Annotated in this window: 17 protein-coding genes, 16 tRNA genes and 3 rRNA genes; 33 read left to right on the forward strand and 3 right to left on the reverse strand. The window is 39.5% G+C overall.

The genetic code is table 11. The annotated features are described in order from the left end of the window. From ACMGGO_RS02555 to ACMGGO_RS02565, 3 genes are all read left to right on the forward strand, one after another. Entirely contained in the window at positions 1-813 is an 813-nt protein-coding gene (locus ACMGGO_RS02555; RefSeq protein WP_420281556.1) for a hypothetical protein, read from the forward strand. Positions 814-908: 95 nt separating this feature from the next. Further along, the gene (locus ACMGGO_RS02560; protein ID WP_420281557.1) at positions 909-2,540 is read left to right on the forward strand and encodes a YceG family protein; all 1,632 of its coding nucleotides are present in this window, start codon (positions 909-911) and stop codon (positions 2,538-2,540) included. Positions 2,541-2,562: 22 nt separating this feature from the next. Continuing rightward, positions 2,563-3,597, forward strand: a complete 1,035-nt coding sequence (locus tag ACMGGO_RS02565; RefSeq protein ID WP_279496184.1) for a toxic anion resistance protein — start codon at positions 2,563-2,565, stop codon at positions 3,595-3,597. 124 nt (positions 3,598-3,721) lie between these two features. Here ACMGGO_RS02565 and ACMGGO_RS02570 read toward each other — a convergent pair whose 3' ends face one another. Further along, complete coding sequence (locus ACMGGO_RS02570; RefSeq protein ID WP_279496182.1) at positions 3,722-4,810, reverse strand: FUSC family protein; 1,089 nt, start codon at positions 4,808-4,810, stop codon at positions 3,722-3,724. Positions 4,811-4,945: 135 nt separating this feature from the next. Further along, entirely contained in the window at positions 4,946-6,232 is a 1,287-nt protein-coding gene (locus ACMGGO_RS02575; protein WP_259420330.1) for a glutamate-1-semialdehyde 2,1-aminomutase, read from the reverse strand. A 129-nt stretch (positions 6,233-6,361) separates the two neighbouring features. Between ACMGGO_RS02575 and bcp the strand changes: the two genes are divergently transcribed. From bcp to perR, 3 genes are all read left to right on the forward strand, one after another. Then, on the forward strand, positions 6,362-6,838 hold the full coding sequence (gene bcp / locus ACMGGO_RS02580; protein WP_048394742.1) for a thioredoxin-dependent thiol peroxidase: 477 nt from the start codon (positions 6,362-6,364) through the stop codon (positions 6,836-6,838). Continuing rightward, entirely contained in the window at positions 6,835-7,779 is a 945-nt protein-coding gene (locus ACMGGO_RS02585) for a D-2-hydroxyacid dehydrogenase (protein ID WP_048394740.1), read from the forward strand. Before bcp ends, ACMGGO_RS02585 begins: the two co-directional genes overlap by 4 nt. A gap of 121 nt (positions 7,780-7,900) precedes the next feature. Beyond that, complete coding sequence (perR, locus tag ACMGGO_RS02590) at positions 7,901-8,344, forward strand: peroxide-responsive transcriptional repressor PerR (protein WP_004230508.1); 444 nt, start codon at positions 7,901-7,903, stop codon at positions 8,342-8,344. 22 nt (positions 8,345-8,366) lie between these two features. On the opposite strand, the gene ACMGGO_RS02595 is transcribed toward perR, so the two are convergent. After that, positions 8,367-8,717, reverse strand: coding sequence for a YgzB family protein (locus ACMGGO_RS02595; protein WP_048394737.1), 351 nt, complete (start codon positions 8,715-8,717; stop codon positions 8,367-8,369). 149 nt (positions 8,718-8,866) lie between these two features. Here ACMGGO_RS02595 and ACMGGO_RS02600 point away from each other — a divergent pair, with 149 nt between their 5' ends. The 27 genes from ACMGGO_RS02600 (at position 8,867) to ACMGGO_RS02730 (ending at position 21,685) form a co-directional block, all read left to right on the forward strand. Further along, complete coding sequence (locus ACMGGO_RS02600; RefSeq protein ID WP_016994017.1) at positions 8,867-9,754, forward strand: nucleotidyltransferase-like protein; 888 nt, start codon at positions 8,867-8,869, stop codon at positions 9,752-9,754. A gap of 349 nt (positions 9,755-10,103) precedes the next feature. Next, a 16S ribosomal RNA gene (locus ACMGGO_RS02605) occupies positions 10,104-11,655 on the forward strand. A 181-nt stretch (positions 11,656-11,836) separates the two neighbouring features. Next, a 23S ribosomal RNA gene (locus ACMGGO_RS02610) occupies positions 11,837-14,764 on the forward strand. 112 nt (positions 14,765-14,876) lie between these two features. Beyond that, a 5S ribosomal RNA gene (rrf, locus tag ACMGGO_RS02615) occupies positions 14,877-14,992 on the forward strand. The 16S, 23S and 5S rRNA genes sit together here with 16 tRNA genes alongside, the layout of an rRNA operon. 16 nt (positions 14,993-15,008) lie before the next feature. Next, positions 15,009-15,085, forward strand: a tRNA-Asn gene (locus tag ACMGGO_RS02620). 5 nt (positions 15,086-15,090) lie between these two features. After that, positions 15,091-15,182, forward strand: a tRNA-Ser gene (locus tag ACMGGO_RS02625). 24 nt (positions 15,183-15,206) lie between these two features. Next, a tRNA-Glu gene (locus tag ACMGGO_RS02630) sits at positions 15,207-15,281 on the forward strand. Positions 15,282-15,296: 15 nt separating this feature from the next. Then, positions 15,297-15,372 (forward strand) — tRNA-Val (locus ACMGGO_RS02635). 26 nt (positions 15,373-15,398) lie between these two features. Beyond that, positions 15,399-15,473 (forward strand) — tRNA-Met (locus ACMGGO_RS02640). Positions 15,474-15,476: 3 nt separating this feature from the next. After that, positions 15,477-15,552 (forward strand) — tRNA-Asp (locus ACMGGO_RS02645). 15 nt (positions 15,553-15,567) lie between these two features. After that, a tRNA-Phe gene (locus tag ACMGGO_RS02650) sits at positions 15,568-15,640 on the forward strand. A 12-nt stretch (positions 15,641-15,652) separates the two neighbouring features. Further along, positions 15,653-15,728, forward strand: a tRNA-Thr gene (locus ACMGGO_RS02655). Positions 15,729-15,737: 9 nt separating this feature from the next. Then, positions 15,738-15,821, forward strand: a tRNA-Tyr gene (locus tag ACMGGO_RS02660). 13 nt (positions 15,822-15,834) lie between these two features. Beyond that, positions 15,835-15,908: transfer RNA gene (locus ACMGGO_RS02665), tRNA-Trp, on the forward strand. A 12-nt stretch (positions 15,909-15,920) separates the two neighbouring features. Then, positions 15,921-15,996: transfer RNA gene (locus tag ACMGGO_RS02670), tRNA-His, on the forward strand. Between the two features lie 35 nt (positions 15,997-16,031). Continuing rightward, positions 16,032-16,107: transfer RNA gene (locus ACMGGO_RS02675), tRNA-His, on the forward strand. A 4-nt stretch (positions 16,108-16,111) separates the two neighbouring features. Continuing rightward, positions 16,112-16,186, forward strand: a tRNA-Gln gene (locus ACMGGO_RS02680). 5 nt (positions 16,187-16,191) lie between these two features. Beyond that, positions 16,192-16,266, forward strand: a tRNA-Gly gene (locus ACMGGO_RS02685). Positions 16,267-16,274: 8 nt separating this feature from the next. Further along, positions 16,275-16,348 (forward strand) — tRNA-Cys (locus tag ACMGGO_RS02690). A 47-nt stretch (positions 16,349-16,395) separates the two neighbouring features. Next, positions 16,396-16,476 (forward strand) — tRNA-Leu (locus ACMGGO_RS02695). 892 nt (positions 16,477-17,368) lie between these two features. Beyond that, positions 17,369-17,629 carry a PqqD family protein gene (locus ACMGGO_RS02700; protein ID WP_131521047.1) on the forward strand — a complete coding sequence of 87 codons (261 nt, stop codon included), beginning with the start codon at positions 17,369-17,371 and terminating at the stop codon, positions 17,627-17,629. Continuing rightward, positions 17,622-18,044 carry a lasso peptide biosynthesis B2 protein gene (locus tag ACMGGO_RS02705; RefSeq protein ID WP_227744937.1) on the forward strand — a complete coding sequence of 141 codons (423 nt, stop codon included), beginning with the start codon at positions 17,622-17,624 and terminating at the stop codon, positions 18,042-18,044. Before ACMGGO_RS02700 ends, ACMGGO_RS02705 begins: the two co-directional genes overlap by 8 nt. Further along, positions 18,041-19,768 (forward strand): asparagine synthase-related protein, encoded by a 1,728-nt coding sequence (locus ACMGGO_RS02710; protein WP_131521048.1) that lies wholly within the window; start codon positions 18,041-18,043, stop codon positions 19,766-19,768. The genes ACMGGO_RS02705 and ACMGGO_RS02710 overlap by 4 nt, the downstream gene beginning before the upstream one ends. 75 nt (positions 19,769-19,843) lie before the next feature. Further along, positions 19,844-20,083 carry a hypothetical protein gene (locus ACMGGO_RS02715; protein WP_131521049.1) on the forward strand — a complete coding sequence of 80 codons (240 nt, stop codon included), beginning with the start codon at positions 19,844-19,846 and terminating at the stop codon, positions 20,081-20,083. 394 nt (positions 20,084-20,477) lie between these two features. Continuing rightward, a complete protein-coding gene (locus ACMGGO_RS02720) occupies positions 20,478-20,711 on the forward strand; it encodes a hypothetical protein (RefSeq protein ID WP_131521050.1) in 234 nt (77 codons plus the stop codon). Between the two features lie 123 nt (positions 20,712-20,834). Continuing rightward, positions 20,835-21,197, forward strand: a complete 363-nt coding sequence (locus ACMGGO_RS02725) for a hypothetical protein (RefSeq protein ID WP_373565033.1) — start codon at positions 20,835-20,837, stop codon at positions 21,195-21,197. Continuing rightward, complete coding sequence (locus ACMGGO_RS02730) at positions 21,194-21,685, forward strand: MauE/DoxX family redox-associated membrane protein (protein ID WP_131521051.1); 492 nt, start codon at positions 21,194-21,196, stop codon at positions 21,683-21,685. The genes ACMGGO_RS02725 and ACMGGO_RS02730 overlap by 4 nt, the downstream gene beginning before the upstream one ends. Positions 21,686-21,687 lie beyond the last annotated feature (2 nt).

Raw genomic sequence — 21,687 nt, forward strand, 5'->3', positions numbered from 1 at the left:
ATGATATTATTTACATCTGATTTAGATAGAACCCTTATTTATTCTAAACGCATGATGGAGATGTTTCCGCCAGCTACAGAGACAATCGTCGTTGAACACAGGGACGAAACAGCAATGAGTATGATGACACGGGCAACAGCACCCCTATTGCAACAGGTACACCAACATACTTTATTTGTACCTGTTACGACAAGAGCTTTACATCAATATCAAAGAATCCATTTTATTCATGATTTATGCCCTGCTTTTGCAATTACAAGCAATGGGGGTACAATAGTAGAAAAGGGTCAGCCATATGAAAAATGGACACAAACATTATCTAGACGTATTGAAGATTCCTCGATCCCTCGTATGGATATGCTAAAGCTTTTTCAGACAATTAAATCTGATACATGGCTACAACGATCTCTGTATATAGATGAGCTTTTTTATGTACATCATGTAGATATTGATATTTTACCATACGATGAATTACAAGCGATGATTCAAGAGTTTGATATGCATGGTTGGCATGTTCTGCTACAAGGAAAAAAATTGTATTTTATGCCCAAGGTGCTGACAAAGGAAGCGGCTATAGAATATATAAAAGAGTTCTGTACATACGATGTGCATATAGCAGCAGGTGATTCTATTATGGATTATGGCATGCTTGCAATGGCTGATTTAGGTTTTACACCAAATCATGGAGACTTAAAGGATAAACAGCCAAAGTTTTTACAAAATACAACTTACTCGCCTCACAATGGTGAAGCATTTACAAAGAATTTATTGGAAACAGTTTTACAGATGGCATCACAACAAACGATCGTATAGATGTTCAAATATTTTTGTTGTCATTAGGTGAGACGTCCTATGACAAATGAATGCTTTAGCATAGGCTGAGGATGATTTTTAGGAGGTGCGTTTGTATGCAAACAATCACAATTAAATCAGTGTTGGAGCGTCATCCTGATGATTGGCTACAGGCGTTTCAAGATTCACCAAAGGATCGTGCATTTTATGAAACAACAGAGCAGCAAGTGAGCTTTAGTAGAATTGCTGTTCGTGTATTGGGCGTACCAATCGAAGAAGATGATTATTTCAATTCATTATTTACATTGTCACAGAACACTAACATCCATATTTTAAGTGAAGAATTAAATAAACATATTGAACCAAAAGACTTTCAGGCAATACAAACAATCCTTTCGCAGCATCAACAAACTCCACAAGGTCTATCTATTAATCGTTTAGTGGCAATGATGTATGGTTATCAATTAATTCCTAAGCATGATGACAGTGTAATGAATCGCCATTTACAGTTAGCAACCATTAAAGTAGTAGAGCTCTTTCAAAAACAGCAATCGTTAGGTTTGCTAGCAAATGACTTTCGCCGTTTTTTAATTGATATGGTGAAATGGCTAAAAAACCATTGGATTCTATGGACAAAATCCATGAAACCAACAGATGATTTTCCTAAAGTAGTTTGGTATGGGGAAGCAACTCTAAGTCAGCGCTATTTCTTATTGTTATTAATGGAGCTCGGTTGTGATGTGTTAATTTTTCATCCAGCTAAAATAGATGAATTTGCTGAGATTGATCCTAATGATACTTTCTCTATCACATCTGCGTATGCCAATCAAACAACTTTACAGCCATTTCCTGATAAGTTGCGTGACCGGCAGGCAACGGTTGGATATCGATCTAGTCAGCATTTTGAGCAATTAATGCATGATCAGCAATCAGGTGTCTATAAGCCTTGGCAGTTTAAAGATTTTATGCCACGCTCCTTAACATTACGGATGACATATGATGATATTTTTATTTATGCAAAAGAGAAAGCTTTGGTTCGACCACAGTTTGAAGTAATTGGGGATGAGATTGTCATTCCAGTCATATTTGCCAAAATTAGTGGGGTTTCGAGCAGACGGGAAGAATACTGGTATTATATGCATCAGTTATTAGCAAATCCGCAAACTGTTTTTGTCCAGAAATTCCCCTATGCACCAACGAGTAGAGCGAATTTCCACTTTCACTATAAGCATTGCCTAGTAAATGGAGAACTATCAGTAGAGCGTATTATGCAAAGTGATTGGTGGCAATACGGTGAGTTAACATTGGAGCTACAACGTGCGATTGCACACACGATAAAAACTTCCTGTGAGCAGCCCATGTTGAAACAGCAGCCAAATGAGACCTTATATGATTTACAGTTATTTTTATTTAAACAAATGTCGATGATTCCACAGGAGATCCTAAGATTACTACAAAGCTTTGACTATTCCCAAGAGGTACCGAAGCTGGTATTATACCAAGCACCTCAACAACCAGCTTTATCACGTGAAGATATAGCGTTATTGGCCTTTTTAAATCGATTTGGTGTGGATATTGTTTTTTATAATCCGACAGGACAACTAGATTTAGAAAAGCATTTGCAAGAGGATAGTTATGATGTACACCGTTTAGAGCATATGCTGTTTGACTTGCACTATGAAGAACCAAAGCCACAGAAAACTGCACCCGACAAAATCATAAAAAAACTCTTTAATCGTTTTTTCTGATGATAGGAAGGAGGCGGCACGAATGTCGAATAACTCGTTGACGCTGAAGCAGCTGACACTGGAAACAGCAGAAGCCTTCAAAGAACAGTTAAGGGATCATGCAGAGGTACGGCAAATTGCCAATCAAATCAATATAAAAAATCAGATAGAGCTATTAGCTTTAGGAAAAGAACCGTCTACAAAATTAGCTACTTTTGCAGATCAAATTTTAGCCATCATCACCCAGTCAACAACTTTCGAATCAAATGAATTATTTAAGCAGCTTGAAGCCCTTATGCAGACATTCGACAAACAAGATTTTACAGAGCAAAAGGGCTTTTTTAAAAAGCTGTTTGCACGTAAGACCAAAAATGATGGCGATTTATTTACGAAATATAATGGACTGGGGAGAGATATTGAGAAAATCCATTATCAATTTGTACTGATGGAAGAGGAATTAGCGAAGGATAACCGAGTACTTGCACGCTTATATCAAGAAGACCTCATGTACTATCTTGAGCTAGAAAAGTATATCGTAGCAACTGACATGAAGCTTCATGAGGTCCAAACAACATTGATTCCGATGTATGAAAAACAGAGTGAAGCAGGTAATCAGCTGGCGAAAATGGAGCTAAATCGTTTGCAAGGTATTGCAGAGATGCTCCAGCAAAAAATAGATGACTTAGAAAAATCGCGTATGGTGGCTATTATCACAGCCCCTCAAATCGATATGCTACGTAATGGTAACAGTGAATTGATGGAACAAATTAATGGGGCTTTTGTTAAAACCATTCCTGTTTTTAAAATGGGTTTGATGAATGCAGTTAATGAAAGACGTCAACAATTACAAAGTCAATCAGCCTCTGCCTTTGAAGATCGTATGAGGCAATTTGGGGGAGCTAGCAAGGAAGCGGTGCAATTAAGTACTGCCATGGCTCAACAATCCAACACTACCAAGACTCCTGAAGAAATGTGGGATACTATTGTATCAGGCATTGCCAATTATCAGCATTTACGTGCTGAACAAACGGTCAAACGCCAACAAGCAGAGCAACAATTGCTAACATTGCGTTCTTAGCTCCTTTCCTCTAAGTAGATTACTACTTGGAGGTTTTTTGTATAAAAAAAGCCGACAGACTTATCTTATTCAATGGGTGATCAAAATCCCACTGAATCAAGGTAATCTGTCGCCAAAATGTTAGCTATATGAATTCTTCTTCAAATTCTACATTGATTTCATGTCCATGATAGCTTTGGTAAGAAACAATAAGTGTATCAAGATGTTCTAAGTTTTCCTCATAATCTAAAATACGCGATAAAATATAGAGTAGGTGATAGCTAGAAAACTCCGTATCGCCTTCTTCACGAGCAAAGTTGATTTGCTTGATGAAAATTTCCATCAGCTCATTACGTTGGACATAGTCAATGCTTTTACTCCACTCCGAATGCTCAGGCTTAAGCTTCCCTGTATATTTTAAGAGCAATTGCTCATGGTACGTTAGCAAGGAATCAAGTCTCTCCTGAATCATTAAATGAAATTGGGTAGGGAGCTGAGCTAATTCATTTTCGTGATTATGCAAACGCTGTAGCAATTCCAAGCTTTTCTTGGAAGTTAAAATCATTTGACGATAGACTACTAGTTTGCGAGCTTTGACATATTTTTTATTTTTAAAGTAATTACGCTCTTCCTTATATAAATCATACAGCGTATCCACTCGTAGCATACGGTTTTTAAACTTACTTAATGCTGTTTTTGTGGATGTATGCTCAGAAGCTTGCCGTACAGCCAGTCGTGTCCAACGAATAATATCATCTTGTAAAATATAAATTTTGCGAAATAGTTTTACCTCGTATTTAGGTGGTAAGAACACAAGATTTACGACAAATGCTGCTAATACCCCAACTAATATCGTAACAAAGCGTATCAAACTAAATGTTAAAAAGTCATCCCCTTGAAATTCCATAATAGCTACAACTGAAACCAACGCTAGCGAAAGTGATTTTTCGAGTCTAAACTTTAACATTAAACCAATAGCTATTATGACAGCTATACCAATGGCAACGACATGGTGTCCAAAAAGCAAGCCGAAAATGACGGCAATTGTCGCACCTATAATATTCGCTTGTACTTGCTCCACAATGGTTTGGTAAGAACGATAAATAGAAGGCTGAATAGCAAAAATAGCTGCAATTCCAGCAAAAACAGGTGAAGGTAGTTTTAACAACTCTGCAATAAATAATGCAAATACGATAGCTACACCAGTTTTAAATACACGGGCACCTAATTTCATAAAGATGTCCTTTCTGTCTAATATTTTTTAGCTTCTTTACATTATAGAAGGAAGTGCTCATAAAATACATAGATTTGCATGGATGAATAAGAAAAAGGCGACTTCTACTTGCAAGTCGCCTTTTTCTTGTCAAGATTACAATTGAGAAAACGCAATATCTACTGCTTCAATTGTTTCCTGAATGTCTGCTTCTGTATGCTCAGTTGTTAAGAACCATGCTTCATATTTAGAAGGAGCTAGATTAATACCTTGCTCAAGCATGTGTTTAAAGAAGCGTCCAAATATTTCACCATCAGAGCTTTCAGCTTGCTCATAGTTTTCTACCTTCACATCTGTAAAGTAAATAGTAAGCGCTCCTTTAAGACGATTTAACGTGATGGTTACGCCATGTTTTTTAGCAGCAGCTAAAACACCTTCTTCTAAAATTGCGCCTAATCTATCCATTTCCTCGTATATACCTGGTGTTTGTAGAACTTCTAGGCAAGCAATACCAGCTTGCATAGATGCAGGATTTCCAGCCATCGTACCCGCTTGGTATGCTGGGCCGAGGGGTGCCACAGTATCCATAATCTCTTTACGTCCGCCATAAGCACCGATTGGTAAACCACCACCAATAACTTTACCAAGTGCAGTTAGATCAGGTGTTAGGCCAAGTAAATTTTGAGCGCCACCATAGTGGAAGCGGAAGGCCGTGATGACCTCATCATAAATCGTTAGGGCCCCTTTTTCCTTTGCTGTAGCATGTACTAATTCAAGAAAGCCTGGCTTTGGTTCAACGATACCGAAGTTTCCTACTATTGGCTCGATTAAAATAGCTGCAATCTCCTCGCCCCATTTATCCATGGCTTCTGTAAAGGCTTCAGGGTTATTAAAAGGTACAGTAATAACTTCTTCAGCAGTCGAAGTTGTCACGCCCGCTGAATCTGGTGTTCCTAATGTTGCTGGACCTGATCCGGCAGCCACTAATACTAAATCAAAGTGCCCGTGGTAGCAACCAGCAAATTTCATGATTTTTGTACGTCCTGTATAGGCACGTGCCACACGAATCGTTGTCATAACAGCTTCTGTACCAGAGTTGTTAAAACGTACTTTATCCATCGACGGAATGGCTTCCTTTAACATTTTTGCGAAAGTAACTTCATACTCAGTCGGCGTCCCAAACAATGTACCATTTTCAGCTGCGTGCGTAATGGCCTTTGCAATATGAGGATGACCATGACCAGTAACGATTGGACCATATGCTGCTAGATAGTCGATATAACGATTGCCATCTACATCCCAAAAATAAGCGCCTTTTCCTCGCGCCATGGCTACAGGAGAACCGCCACCTACTGCTTTATATGAACGAGAAGGGCTGTTTACACCACCAACAATATGCTGTAATGCCTCTTCATGTATTGCTTCAGATTTTGCATGATTCATAGAATTGCCTCCTAACTTTTTATACGTAATCTATTGTAGACCTATCGGTGTAAGAAATCCAAAGAAATTAAGAGATATGACTTGATTTGTTACTTAGAGTAAAATAGGACCTACAGAGGAGGAGATTGTATGACATTACTAGAAGGACAAAAAGCGCCGGATTTTTCTCTATTGAACGAAAAGGGCGAGATGGTGCATTTAGCTGATTTTAAAGGAAAAAATGTTATTTTATACTTTTACCCAAAGGATATGACACCAGGCTGCACGACGGAGGCATGTGATTTTCGCGATAAGTTTGAGGACTTCAGTCATTTAAATGCTGTTGTTCTGGGTGTTAGCCCAGATAACGCAAGCAAGCATACAAAATTTATTGATAAGCATGGTTTGCCATTTTCATTATTAGTGGATGAGGACCATGCTATTGCTGAAGCTTATGATGTATGGGTTTTAAAGAAAATGTATGGACGTGAATATATGGGCATAGAGCGTTCAACGTTTTTAATTGATGCTGAGGGGAAGCTTGTAAAAGCTTGGCGCAAAGTTCGAGTGAAAAATCATATTGAAGAAGTATATGCTTATTTAGCAGAACAGGAGGCAAAACAATGAGAATCTATTTTACATTTGAACCTAGACCAGATTTACGAGAACCATTAGTAGCAGAATTTCCACAGCTTGAATTTATCTTTGAAAAGAGCATATCAAATGAAGAGCTTCAACAAGCGGATGTATTAGTTACATATGGTGAAGATTTAACAGAAGAGAGTATTCAATCTGCTACAAAGCTAAAATGGATTTTTGTTGCATCGGCAGGTATAGAAAAAATGCCAGCTCAGGCTATTATTGAACGCAGGATTCTAGTTTCAAATGTTCGTGGCATTCATAAAACGCCTATGGCTGAATCGATTCTTGCTCATATTTTAGCCATTAAACGAGCTTTGCCTTGGATGTATGAGCAGCAAAAGAAAAATGAATGGTCGAAAAAAACACAACAAACGGAATTACGAGATAGTACGGCACTTATTTTGGGGCCAGGTGCCATTGGTTCGGAAGTTGGGCGTTTATTGCAAGCTTTTGGTGTTACAACAATTGGGTGTAACCGCTCTGGTAAAGAAGCGGCCTATATGAATACGATGATTAGTTTTACCAATTTGAAAGAAGCACTACCTCTTGCAGATATCGTTATTTCTGTATTACCAAAAACAACAGAAACGACCCATTTATTAAAAGAAGAGCATTTTGTTGCGATGAAAAACAATGCGATCTTCATGAATTTTGGTCGAGGTAATTTAGTTGATGAAAACGTACTCATTCAAGCGATTGAAAGAAAGCAAATAGGACACGCAGTTTTAGATGTATTTGAAGAGGAGCCTCTGACATCCGACAATCCATTATGGACATTACCAAATGTTATAGTATCACCTCATGTATCCAGTCATTCTTCTCGTTATGTTGAGCGTAGCTTAGAAATTTTCAAGCCAAGCCTAACAAAATGGCTAAAGGGTGACACGGATTTAGAAAATGTTATGGATTTATCAAGAGGATATTAAGGAAAAAACCATTGATTTATTGAGGATAAGCAATGTGTGATTGTTGACGAAGTAGTACGAATTGGATACACTATTTATAACAATTATAAATTAATAATACTTATGGAAGAGGTGCATGACGATGTCTGCAACGCATTTACAAGATGCACTGGACACGTTGAAAACAACTGGTGTACGTATTACTCCTCAGCGTCATGCTATTTTGGAATATCTAATTCAATCAATGGCACATCCTACTGCCGATGAAATTTATAAAGCTCTTGAGGGTAAGTTCCCTAATATGAGTGTAGCGACTGTTTATAACAACCTGCGTGTATTTCGTGAAGTAGGTCTTGTGAAAGAGCTAACTTACGGGGATGCTTCAAGTCGCTTTGATTTCGTGACAAACGATCATTACCATATGATTTGTGAATGCTGTGGTAAGATCGTCGATTTCCATTATCCTGGACTCGACGAAATAGAGCATTTTGCATCACAGGTAACAGGCTTTGATGTGCATTCGCATCGCTTAGAGATATACGGCACTTGTCCATCATGTAAAGTTGCTACTGCTAAAGTACAATAAAAATCCTAGCTCTTAAAAAGGGCTAGGATTTTTTTGTTTTATTATAGGATTGATCGAACTCTTTACCTTCTAGAGTAGGATCAAGTGTTAATGGCTCATTGCAGTACATGCACATATCTACTCGGCCTAAAACCTTTGTATGTTTATGGCAATTAGGACACTCTACTTGAATAGCTCTTGTTGACAGTAATCCGATCCACGCATATACAACTGTGCTACCGATAATACAAAGAACACCTAGTGACATGAAAATTAAAACTAATATCGGGCTGTTTTTAAAGAAAATGCCTCCGTACATGACAATAAAACCAAAAAAGATTAGTGCTAATGCGAATGAACGAATTTTATTAATTTTACTTTTATAAGGTTTCATATTTCATCTTGCCTCCCAATCTAAAATCTACTATAACATATAAGGGCAAAGTATTTTAGCTTTGAACTGAATGAAAGAAGGAATACTTTTAGAGTATGTCGAATTTTTAACGGAACAAAACAACCTATATGAATAAAGGAGGGCTGAACATGGAGCAAGTACTGCGTCCGATATATCAAGAACGTGCGAGTCAGTCGAATACATTAGGCGTAATTTTAGTGGAAAAGCGTGAAGAACAAAGTAACGTTACAGATACATTTGATACGGTTTTACTCATTATCGTAAAAGAAGCAGAGCAACCAGTCTTTTCAAAACATTACTTATATGAAGGAAATAAAATCGCTCTACATACTGTTACGGAGAAATTAATTCGAAAATGGTTACTCATCGGTTCAAATAGAAAGGTTGTTGATTGGATATTCTTCGGTAGAGTATTATTTGATCGGAATGAATTTCTGCATAAACTAAAAATAGAATTGCAGGAATTTCCGTATAGTGGTCGTAAAATTAAAACAGGTATTCAATTTTCAAAGTTAATTCGTCGCTATTTGGAGGGGAAAGAATACTTTGATAAAGGAAGTTACTTAGATGCTTATAATCATGTTGTGGATTCGCTACATCATCTAGGCCGCCTATCTATTATCGATAGTGGCCTGTATCCTGAAGTAACTGTTTGGGCACAGGTGAAAAAAATCGAGCCAGCCATCTATAAGCTGTATGAAGAGCTAGTGACAAGTAATGAGCCAATAGAAAAGCGCTTAGAATTATTGTTTTTAGCAAGTGAGTTTTTAATCCACTCTCGTACACGAGATGGGGCACAGCATATATTAGAAGTCATGCAAACAAAAGAAATGTGGACTATTCAGGAATTACATGATCATCATGAACTTGTTAACTACTCAGTGGATTTAGAAGTGTTTGTTGAGTATCTAGTGGATAAAGGCTATATTCAAATTGAACCCATTGCAGCGAAAAATGATAGGATATTTCACCGTCATTACAAGGTAAATAAAGATGCTCTAGAAATGGGGCAATGACTGTAGTATGCTTGTAATCGAGGTATCTAAAAAATACCTCGATATTTTTTTAGAAAAGTAGTTGACGAATAATATCTTAGTATTGTATTATATTAATTGTCGCTAAGACATAAACGAATAACTCAGAAAAACACAAAAAACTTTTTTAAAAAAGTTGTTGACATGTTTTGAATGAGATGTTAATATAAAGAAGTCGCTGAAAAACGACTTAAATAATGAACCTTGAAAACTGAACAAGCAAAACGTAATCAATAAAGTTTTAAGTAGCTAGCTTCGGTTAGTGAACAAAACAAAAATTTTGGACATCAAACATGATGCCAGCAAAACAATTTGAGCTAATCAAATTTCTTTTATGGAGAGTTTGATCCTGGCTCAGGACGAACGCTGGCGGCGTGCCTAATACATGCAAGTCGAGCGAACAGAAAAGGAGCTTGCTCCTTTGACGTTAGCGGCGGACGGGTGAGTAACACGTGGGCAACCTACCCTATAGTTTGGGATAACTCCGGGAAACCGGGGCTAATACCGAATAATCTCTTTTGCTTCATGGTGAAAGACTGAAAGACGGTTTCGGCTGTCGCTATAGGATGGGCCCGCGGCGCATTAGCTAGTTGGTGAGGTAACGGCTCACCAAGGCGACGATGCGTAGCCGACCTGAGAGGGTGATCGGCCACACTGGGACTGAGACACGGCCCAGACTCCTACGGGAGGCAGCAGTAGGGAATCTTCCACAATGGGCGAAAGCCTGATGGAGCAACGCCGCGTGAGTGAAGAAGGTTTTCGGATCGTAAAACTCTGTTGTAAGGGAAGAACAAGTACAGTAGTAACTGGCTGTACCTTGACGGTACCTTATTAGAAAGCCACGGCTAACTACGTGCCAGCAGCCGCGGTAATACGTAGGTGGCAAGCGTTGTCCGGAATTATTGGGCGTAAAGCGCGCGCAGGCGGTCCTTTAAGTCTGATGTGAAAGCCCACGGCTCAACCGTGGAGGGTCATTGGAAACTGGGGGACTTGAGTGCAGAAGAGGAAAGTGGAATTCCAAGTGTAGCGGTGAAATGCGTAGAGATTTGGAGGAACACCAGTGGCGAAGGCGACTTTCTGGTCTGTAACTGACGCTGAGGCGCGAAAGCGTGGGGAGCAAACAGGATTAGATACCCTGGTAGTCCACGCCGTAAACGATGAGTGCTAAGTGTTAGGGGGTTTCCGCCCCTTAGTGCTGCAGCTAACGCATTAAGCACTCCGCCTGGGGAGTACGGTCGCAAGACTGAAACTCAAAGGAATTGACGGGGGCCCGCACAAGCGGTGGAGCATGTGGTTTAATTCGAAGCAACGCGAAGAACCTTACCAGGTCTTGACATCCCGTTGACCACTGTAGAGATATAGTTTCCCCTTCGGGGGCAACGGTGACAGGTGGTGCATGGTTGTCGTCAGCTCGTGTCGTGAGATGTTGGGTTAAGTCCCGCAACGAGCGCAACCCTTGATCTTAGTTGCCATCATTTAGTTGGGCACTCTAAGGTGACTGCCGGTGACAAACCGGAGGAAGGTGGGGATGACGTCAAATCATCATGCCCCTTATGACCTGGGCTACACACGTGCTACAATGGACGATACAAACGGTTGCCAACTCGCGAGAGGGAGCTAATCCGATAAAGTCGTTCTCAGTTCGGATTGTAGGCTGCAACTCGCCTACATGAAGCCGGAATCGCTAGTAATCGCGGATCAGCATGCCGCGGTGAATACGTTCCCGGGCCTTGTACACACCGCCCGTCACACCACGAGAGTTTGTAACACCCGAAGTCGGTGAGGTAACCTTTTGGAGCCAGCCGCCGAAGGTGGGATAGATGATTGGGGTGAAGTCGTAACAAGGTAGCCGTATCGGAAGGTGCGGCTGGATCACCTCCTTTCTAAGGATTATTTCGGAATACAAACCTTGGGTTTGTAAGATTACGTTTTGCGTTCAGTTTTGAAGGTTCATTCTATCTGAATGAAACACTTCAAAACTTGTTCTTTGAAAACTGGATAAAACGACATTGAAATTGTAACAAACACATTTATTTTTTAAGTTTTTTATAGGCTTAATAACTTGGTTAAGTTATTAAGGGCGCACGGCGAATGCCTTGGCACTAGGAGCCGAAGAAGGACGGCACTAACACCGATATGCTTCGGGGAGCTGTAAGTGAGCTTTGATCCGGAGATTTCCGAATGGGGGAACCCACTACGTTTAATCGCGTAGTATCTTGACGTGAATACATAGCGTCTTGAAGGCAGACCCAGGGAACTGAAACATCTAAGTACCTGGAGGAAGAGAAAGAAAAATCGATTCCCTGAGTAGCGGCGAGCGAAACGGGAAGAGCCCAAACCAAGAGGCTTGCCTCTTGGGGTTGTAGGACACTCTATACGGAGTTACAAAAGAGCGAGTTAGATGAAGCGACTTGGAAAGGTCCGCCAGAGCAGGTAAAAGCCCTGTAGTCGAAAGTTCGTTCTCTCCTGAGTGGATCCTGAGTACGGCGGAACACGTGAAATTCCGTCGGAATCCGGGAGGACCATCTCCCAAGGCTAAATACTACCTAGTGACCGATAGTGAACCAGTACCGTGAGGGAAAGGTGAAAAGCACCCCGGAAGGGGAGTGAAAGAGATCCTGAAACCGTGTGCCTACAAGTAGTTAGAGCCCGTTAATGGGTGATAGCGTGCCTTTTGTAGAATGAACCGGCGAGTTACGATTACGTGCGAGGTTAAGCTTTAGAAGGCGGAGCCGCAGCGAAAGCGAGTCTGAATAGGGCGAAATAGTACGTGGTCGTAGACCCGAAACCAGGTGATCTACCCATGTCCAGGGTGAAGGTGAGGTAACACTTACTGGAGGCCCGAACCCACGCACGTTGAAAAGTGCGGGGATGAGGTGTGGGTAGCGGAGAAATTCCAATCGAACTTGGAGATAGCTGGTTCTCTCCGAAATAGCTTTAGGGCTAGCCTCGTGATGAGAATACTGGAGGTAGAGCACTGTTTGGACTAGGGGGCCATCCCGGTTTACCGAATTCAGACAAACTCCGAATGCCAGATATTTATACACGGGAGTCAGACTGCGAGTGATAAGATCCGTAGTCAAAAGGGAAACAGCCCAGACCACCAGCTAAGGTCCCAAAGTAATCGTTAAGTGGAAAAGGATGTGGCGTTGCACAGACAACCAGGATGTTGGCTTAGAAGCAGCCATCATTTAAAGAGTGCGTAATAGCTCACTGGTCGAGTGACGCTGCGCCGAAAATGTATCGGGGCTAAACGATTCACCGAAGCTGTGGATTGACATCTACGATGTCAGTGGTAGGAGAGCGTTCTAAGTGCGTTGAAGTCAGATCGGAAGGACTGGTGGAGCGCTTAGAAGTGAGAATGCCGGTATGAGTAGCGAAAGACGGGTGAGAATCCCGTCCACCGTATGACTAAGGTTTCCTGAGGAAGGCTCGTCCGCTCAGGGTTAGTCGGGACCTAAGCCGAGGCCGATAGGCGTAGGCGATGGACAACAGGTTGATATTCCTGTACCACCTCCTCACCGTTTGAGAAATGGGGGGACGCAGTAGGATAGGGTAAGCGCGCCGTTGGTTGTGCGCGTCCAAGCAGTAAGGCGTGTGTGTAGGCAAATCCGCACACTGTAACGTTGAGCTGTGATGGCGAGTCCGTATGGACGAAGTTCCTGATTTCACACTGCCAAGAAAAGCCTCTATCGAGGTGAGAGGTGCCCGTACCGCAAACCGACACAGGTAGTCGAGGAGAGAATCCTAAGGTGTGCGAGAGAACTCTCGTTAAGGAACTCGGCAAAATGACCCCGTAACTTCGGGAGAAGGGGTGCTCTTGAGCGTGCAAGCGCATGAGAGCCGCAGTGAATAGGCCCAGGCGACTGTTTAGCAAAAACACAGGTCTCTGCAAAACCGTAAGGTGACGTATAGGGGCTGACGCCTGCCCGGTGCTGGAAGGTTAAGAGGAGTGGTTAGCGCAAGCGAAGCTGCGAATTGAAGCCCCAGTAAACGGCGGCCGTAACTATAACGGTCCTAAGGTAGCGAAATTCCTTGTCGGGTAAGTTCCGACCCGCACGAAAGGCGTAACGATCTGGGCACTGTCTCAACGAGAGACTCGGTGAAATTATAGTACCTGTGAAGATGCAGGTTACCCGCGACAGGACGGAAAGACCCCGTGGAGCTTTACTGTAGCCTGATATTGAATTTTGGTACAACTTGTACAGGATAGGTAGGAGCCAGAGATCTCGGAGCGCCAGCTTCGAAGGAGGCGTCGGTGGGATACTACCCTGGTTGTATTGAAATTCTAACCCATGCCCCTTAGCGGGGCAGGAGACAGTGTCAGGCGGACAGTTTGACTGGGGCGGTCGCCTCCTAAAAGGTAACGGAGGCGCCCAAAGGTTCCCTCAGAATGGTTGGAAATCATTCGTAGAGTGTAAAGGCACAAGGGAGCTTGACTGCGAGACCTACAAGTCGAGCAGGGTCGAAAGACGGGCTTAGTGATCCGGTGGTTCCGCATGGAAGGGCCATCGCTCAACGGATAAAAGCTACCCCGGGGATAACAGGCTTATCTCCCCCAAGAGTCCACATCGACGGGGAGGTTTGGCACCTCGATGTCGGCTCATCGCATCCTGGGGCTGTAGTCGGTCCCAAGGGTTGGGCTGTTCGCCCATTAAAGCGGTACGCGAGCTGGGTTCAGAACGTCGTGAGACAGTTCGGTCCCTATCCGTCGTGGGCGTAGGAAATTTGAGAGGAGCTGTCCTTAGTACGAGAGGACCGGGATGGACACACCGCTGGTGTACCAGTTGTCTTGCCAAAGGCATCGCTGGGTAGCTATGTGTGGACGGGATAAGTGCTGAAAGCATCTAAGCATGAAGCCCCCCTCAAGATGAGATTTCCCATTACGCAAGTAAGTAAGATCCCTCAAAGACGATGAGGTAGATAGGTTCGAGGTGGAAGTGTGGTGACACATGGAGCTGACGAATACTAATCGATCGAGGACTTAACCAAAAAAGTTTGAAACATTCAATGCACCGTTTATCCAGTTTTGAAAGAATAAAATATTAGAATATACTTGTAATTTTTATAAGATATGTTATAATAAGTATTGTCTTTCAAATAGTCTAGTGATGATGGCAAAGAGGTCACACCCGTTCCCATACCGAACACGGAAGTTAAGCTCTTTAGCGCCGATGGTAGTTGGGGGCTTCCCCCTGTGAGAGTAGGACGTCGCTAGGCTATATACTAAAATTATTCCGAAGTAGCTCAGTTGGTAGTAGCACCTGACTGTTAATCAGGTTGTCGCAGGTTCGAGTCCTGCCTTCGGAGCCATTCTTGGAGAGTTGTCCGAGTGGCCGAAGGAGCACGATTGGAAATCGTGTAGGCGGTTAACACTGTCTCAAGGGTTCAAATCCCTTACTCTCCGCCAGCACTTTGATGTGTTCCAAACGATGGCCCCTTGGTCAAGTGGTTAAGACACCGCCCTTTCACGGCGGTAACACGGGTTCGAATCCCGTAGGGGTCACCAATTCAATACCCAGATGGAGGATTAGCTCAGCTGGGAGAGCATCTGCCTTACAAGCAGAGGGTCGGCGGTTCGAGCCCGTCATCCTCCACCATTATTTTAACAATATTATAGTATTATCGCGGGGTGGAGCAGTGGTAGCTCGTCGGGCTCATAACCCGAAGGTCGTTGGTTCAAATCCAGCCCCCGCAACCAAATGGTCCCGTGGTGTAGCGGTTAACATGCCTGCCTGTCACGCAGGAGATCGCCGGTTCGATCCCGGTCGGGACCGCCATTTATTTTAAAATATGGGTCAGTAGCTCAGTTGGTAGAGCATTAGATTGAAGCTCTAAGTGTCGGCGGTTCGATTCCGTCCTGACCCATCTTATTTTTTTGCCGGTTTAGCTCAGCAGGTAGAGCAACTGACTTGTAATCAGTAGGTCGTGGGTTCGATTCCTATAGCCGGCACCAGATATTCCCGGAGGGGTAGCGAAGTGGCTAAACGCGGCGGACTGTAAATCCGCTCCTTAGGGTTCGGCGGTTCGAATCCGTCCCCCTCCACCAGTTTTATTATTTTAGGGGCATAGTTCAACGGTAGAATAGAGGTCTCCAAAACCTTTGGTGTGGGTTCGATTCCTACTGCCCCTGCCAATTAATTTTATGGCGATTGTGGCGAAGTGGTTAACGCACCGGATTGTGGTTCCGGCATTCGTGGGTTCGATTCCCATCAGTCGCCCCATCTCATATAAAATTAATAAACATCATAATACAATGGCGATTGTGGCGAAGTGGTTAACGCACCGGATTGTGGTTCCGGCATTCGTGGGTTCGATTCCCATCAGTCGCCCCATTGTTGGGGTATAGCCAAGCGGTAAGGCAACGGATTTTGATTCCGTCATGCCTAGGTTCGAATCCTAGTACCCCAGCCATTTTTGCGGAAGTAGTTCAGTGGTAGAACACCACCTTGCCAAGGTGGGGGTCGCGAGTTCGAACCTCGTCTTCCGCTCCATGTATGACGGCGGCATAGCCAAGTGGTAAGGCACGGGTCTGCAACACCCTTATCACCGGTTCAAATCCGGTTGCCGCCTCCATATTTTAACTGTTAATCGGTTTATCCGATTTTTTTTATCTCCATTATGCCGGTGTGGCGGAATTGGCAGACGCGCACGACTCAAAATCGTGTTCCTTTGGAGTGTCGGTTCGACCCCGACCACCGGTATCATCAAATTAATAAAAATTAAGAAAGCTCATAAATCTTGATATAACAGGGTTTATGAGCTTTTTATATTAGGGGAATTGCAACAGGTTTAGAAAGAGAAGGATTCTTTTTGAAGAAAAGGTCAACGAGAATAAAAAAAGTATAGAAAATTCATTGGAAGAGAATAGTATGAGTTTTAACATAGAAGTTACTCATGGGTTTGAATCTCCAAAGGAATCATTAGAAACATAATTAAAACAAGAATGTTTATATTAGCATTCTTGTTTTTTTATGTGATAAAACATTGTGTGTCAGAACGTTCGCTATGATAGACTAAGCAGTTATGTTTATGTAAAACAGGTAAATTTGTTTTACAAATTTTACAGGGCTTTAGAGGGTAATAAATATCTTTACAATATTTTTCTATAAAGGTTGTGCCATTTTAGACGCCTGAAAAGAATAGGTTTATCCTATAGATTTTAGGTAAAAGACAAAGACATCTGTTTCAACATCAATAATTTTTTGAACTTTGGTGGAGAGAGAATATTTTCTTTTATACATTGATTTTTAGATTTCTATTTTTAAGATCTTTCATGGACCAATAAAACCCTACGAGTTGCATCTTCTAGTTGATTGAAAGTTAACAATCAACTAGAAGGTGCAGTTTTTATATATGTGTTGAGTGATGGACTTGATGTGGATGTAATCGATAGCACAAGAGTTGTCATTTTACTCCACTACATTTATATAATCATAAACGTAATGGAGTAAGTAGAAAAAATACGGTTATGTGGAAGAAAGAAGATGATAAGAGTAAAGAGACTGTTAGAGCTTATGACTGTGTATAGTAGTAATACAGGAACAGTATTAAAGGATTGTTCACAATGTAAAAGAGGAGGAAGTGGTAAAAGGGATGCGTGTAAAAAAATCAAAGTATCTTCTTTCCTATAAAGAAGAGGATGAATATCTAATTATTAATATTTATACGAATCAAATTTACGCACTAGATAAATTTAGTTCATTTATTTGGGAAGAGTTTGATAAAACACCAATAGTCTCTGATATTTCCAAATTAATAGCTAAAAGGACAAATGAAGATATTTTAATTATTCAAAAGGATTTAGATGGATTTTTAAATTCGTTGTCAAAAGGAGGTTTAATTAAATTTGTATAATATTTTATATTTATACAAAGAATTAATATTTTTAGATTTCCAAATACGGAGAAAAGGTTTTGATGAAGTCTTTAGACGCTATATAAAAAAATATACTATAGAGGGTTCTAAAGAGATTTTTACTGAGGAGAATTCTGAAGAGATTTTGGAGTGGTTTATTCTTTTAGACCAAGTTTGCTGTTGGTATCCTAGGAAAGCAGATTGTATACACAAAACGTTAATTGGTTATAAGATACTTCAATCTAAGTATGGTATACCAGTAAACATGGTAATAGGGATAAAAAAATTTCCCTTAGAGGCACATGCCTGGATTCAATATCAGGGCCACAATCTATTTGAAGAAATGGAAAATCTTGATTCGTTGAAAGTGATTATAGATTCAAACTCGTATATGAAGGGAGTTGAACTTAGGTGAATTGGTATGTGTTTGAATTTATGGATAATTCGGAGGGAGAAGTGGATAAAAATGGACATCTTAAGATCAACAGTAAATCAAAAGTAAATTATTTCAACACATCCTCACAGAACTTTGTTTTGAAAGCAGCATATGCTCAAAATACGACCCCATATGTGTTTTTTGAAAATAATGATGTGTTAATAGTGGGAGACATTGTGATATACAATATTTTGAATCATGGTGTATATGAAAATGTTGATTGGACTGAGCAAGAATTACTCACTAATTTAATTTCCCTTTATAACACATTTGGTTTGGATTTTGTGAAGCGTTTAGATGGCGAGTTTTCATTTGTTCTATTTGATAAAAAGAATTTAACATTAATGGCCTGTAGAGATACCTTGGGGGTAAAAAGGCTCTTTTATTTAAAAACCGATACAAAATTAGTAGTTGCGAGCGATATCTTTCTATTGAAAAGTTATCTAAATACACCTGAGTTGAACGGTGTTTACTTTCAAGAATATCTAAATGCAAAAGGAATTGTTGATTCCTATTTAACGCCATATAAAGAGATCTTGCGTTTACCGAGTGGGAATATGTTTGTTTATGAAAATAAGGAAATTAACCTAATAAACTATGTGAATTATGATGAATTATTTTCTGATAAATGGATGATGAAGGAGACAACTATAAATCGGGAAGCGTTAATTGAAGAATTCGAAAGTATTTTGAACAAAGCAGTTTTGAGGAGAGTACGGAAAAGCGAGCGAAATACGGTGTTATTAAGCGGTGGCTTAGACTCAACTACTATTTTTAATGTGTCAAAACGATTGGGGCATAGATACGGAGAAATTAATTCGGTAAGCGTTGTTTTTGATGAATTAAAGGAATGCGATGAAAGTGCATATATAACGGAATTATTAGAACAATATAATTCTAAAGGTACTTTTCTAAATTATGATTCAGTATTGATGTATGAAGATCTTCGGAATAATATATTACGTTTTGACGAACCGTATGCTACTGCTCCTACATGTGAATTTATTTCTCCCTTAATAGAGTCAAGTGTGAACAATAATACATATAGTATCCTAACAGGTTATGGTGGTGACCAACTTTTAACGAATCCGCCGTATTTATTAAGAGATTACGTTAGAGAAGGAAAAATAAAGGATATGTTCGGCGATTTAACTAAATATTGTATGTATACAAATATGTCTGCTTTTAAAGGATTACGTGAGTACATCATTCAACCACATCCTTTTAGTAGAACAACTAAAAATAAACGGAATCATGCTAGAAATTTATTGCATCAAATGTTAAATGCAAAAGCCAATCATTATATGGATAGGGCGATAGGTGGCTTTTATGGTGCGGATATAAAACATCCTTTTTTAGATAGGGAGTTAATTTCTTTTATGATTAAAATCCCTAGTCATATTCTCTTTGATCCTTTCTACACGAAAAAAATTTTAAGAGACTCTCAGAAAAATAAGTTACCTGACAGTATTCGACTGCGTATAAATAAAACATCACACATTGCTCATACATTAAAGAGTATAAGGAAAAATTGGAATTCAATTTATTCTAATGTAAAGTCACCTTTAGTTGTCTCAAAGTTAGGTCTTTGTTCCGAAGAGTTTTGGGAAGAAAATTTATATAAGTGGAGAAATGGTTTGTTGATAGATGAGGCTTTTTTATTACTGTTCTCCATTGAAGTATGGATTATGCAAGAAGTGTAATGAATCAATATTAATAAGGAGGCTGTTAGTGTAGGTGTATTGTGCTATTTCTAAGGGTTGCAGGAGGAAATAATTATGTTAATGACATATAGCAAACCAATGCTTTTAGATAGTGGAAATAGTTCGGAAATCATTAAAGGTCAATGTGGCTGGGGTAAAGAATTGCCATTTTTTGATGAAACAGGTGCTGTAAAAGGTAGTTATAGAAGACGTAAATATAGAACCGAACCATGTTATGGTCCTGGAGTTGTAAATATATGTTACGTTTGTAAGACTGAAACGGTTAGTTGTTCTGCAGAAAAAGATGACTGCTAACTTATAAATAGGTTAATACCAAAACTATTTTATTTATTTCGATGTTAACTGTAATTAATGTTCTACTTTTTTATTACATAAAAGTTGTAACAGGAATGTATAGTCAAGAACAGGTTTTGGTGAAGAGTCTACGATGAATCGTTATGGTTCTATAGCAGAAAATAAATACAAAAACTAAATTTGCCCTATAGTAATAGCACAATACTCCTACAAAATGTGAAATGAACGTTTTCATATTTTTCTAACTGATAAATAAAGTATGACACTAATTTTCGGGATTGTATTTTTGATTTTCTTTTTTTACAATTTGACAAAATTAAGAAACTGCATTGATTTTCAGCGGAGATTTATACAGATTGAGCAAATAGATTTCCTGGAAAAGGGAAGAACATATTTGATTTCGGATGAAAATAACATTTTTGATAACTTATATGTTTTGAATGCTTTTTATCGTAGAATTTCAAAAAAGAGAGAAGTTATTTTGATAAAAGTGTTATTTGAAAACGATAACGAGATAAAAGTCGAACATTTGATGAAATTAAATCAATTGCAAATTGAAGAAATTCCAGTATTACTATATATGGGTGAAAAATATTATTGGGAAGATATAATGAATTTTTCTTCATAAGGTAAATCTCTTTGAAACAATATAAAATTTTGTGTGTATTTTACTATTAAAATCCTTGTATATTAAAGGATTTTAATAGTGGCTTGAAAGAAAAGGAGTTGACTGAATATCATTATTGTTTATCTGGTTGTAGCAATTATTTTTCTAAAAAACGGATTCAATAAAGTTTTTAAAATTTATCATTATTACGTGGCGATAAATGAAAAAATAACAATATCTCCGATATTCGTAAGCATTTTAGTGAGTTTAGATGTGCTTGTAGGTATCTCCTTATTAATTCAATTTGTGAATGTTTACATATGTATGACCGCTGTAATGTTGCAATTGTTCAATCTTTTTTTACTGTTTAAACCTTCTAAAGGAGGAAAGACACGTAACTGTGGTTGTTTTGAAAACATACCTATCAATATAAATATAAAAAATTTAGGATACAATTATGTGAAATTCACATTAACTTTCTTAATTTTTTTAGGAGAGATACTATGATTTATATTTTTTGTTATGGTTCTGCTTTAGTATTGATACTTTCTGGGATTTCTAAATTAATCTCACATTCAAATACAAAGCAGTTTTTTTTAAAGTATATTCCTATCAATGATATTTTAATTACATTTTTGGCATTGTTATTCCCATTATTTGAAATTGTAATAGGTGTCAGTTTGTTTATTTATGCTCACCCTATACTTTATATTAGTGCCTTATCTTTAATTTTACTCTTTATAATTATTAATTCGTATGCACTTATTAATAAGATAGAAGAGGACTGTAAATGTTTCGGCAATTTAATTCCAACTAAGACAGGACTGGGTGGCTTAATACAAAGTCTATGCATGTTTTTCAGTATAGTGCCACTACTCTATTTTGATAAAGGTAATATGAATATACTTGACTTTGGCAATATATTTTATCTCGTACCTGTTCTTTTATGGTTCATCACTTTAATAATTATTAGAAGAAACGTAGAGGTGGTGTAACG

It is taken from the genome of Lysinibacillus sp. BNK-21, from assembly GCF_048684915.1.
Classification (GTDB): Bacteria; Bacillota; Bacilli; order Bacillales_A; family Planococcaceae; genus Lysinibacillus; species Lysinibacillus capsici.